Consider the following 678-nt stretch of genomic DNA (forward strand, 5'->3'; position numbering starts at 1 on the left):
GAAGGTGGACGCGGCGGTCAACCTGCACGAGCTGACCCGCGACGCCGACCTCACCGCGTTCGTCCTCTTCTCCTCCGTGGTGGGCATCCTCGGCGGCCCCGGCCAGGCCAACTACGCCGCGGCCAACACCTTCCTCGACGCCCTGGCGCAGCGGCGGCGGGCCGAAGGGCTGGCGGCCACGTCGCTGGCCTGGGGCCTGTGGGCCGACGCCAGCGGCATGACCGGCCACATGGACCAGACCGCGCTGCTCCGCATGGCCCGCGGCGGCGTCGTCGGCCTGCCCGCAGAGCTGGGCCGCGACCTGTTCGACCTCGGCACACACGCGGCGGAGCCGCTGCTCGTCACGGCCAGGCTCGACCTCACGGCACTGCGCGCCCAAGCGGGCGACGGCACCCTCCACCCGATGCTGCGCGGCCTGGTCCGCGCCCCCCGCCGCACCGCGGCCGCCGCGCGGACCGACGCCGCGGGCACCTCGCTCGCGCGCCGGCTGGCCGGCCTGACCCCCGGTGACCAGGAGCACGAAGTCCTCGGCGTCATCAGGGACTGCGTCGCCCTCGTCCTCGGCTACGCCTCCGACCGCACGGTCGACACCGACCGCACCTTCAAGGAGCTGGGCTTCGACTCGCTGCTCGCGGTGGAGTTGCGGAACCGGCTGGGTGAGGCGTCGGGGCTGCGGTT

1 protein-coding gene is annotated in these 678 nt (G+C 75.2%); it reads left to right on the plus strand.

Annotation, left to right across the window (positions count from 1 at the left end; genetic code table 11):
* The coding region (locus tag ACYVO2_RS37295) for an acyl carrier protein (RefSeq protein WP_461012568.1) at nucleotides 1–678 on the plus strand (678 nt) is incomplete at both ends.

This window comes from Streptomyces capparidis, assembly GCF_054782095.1.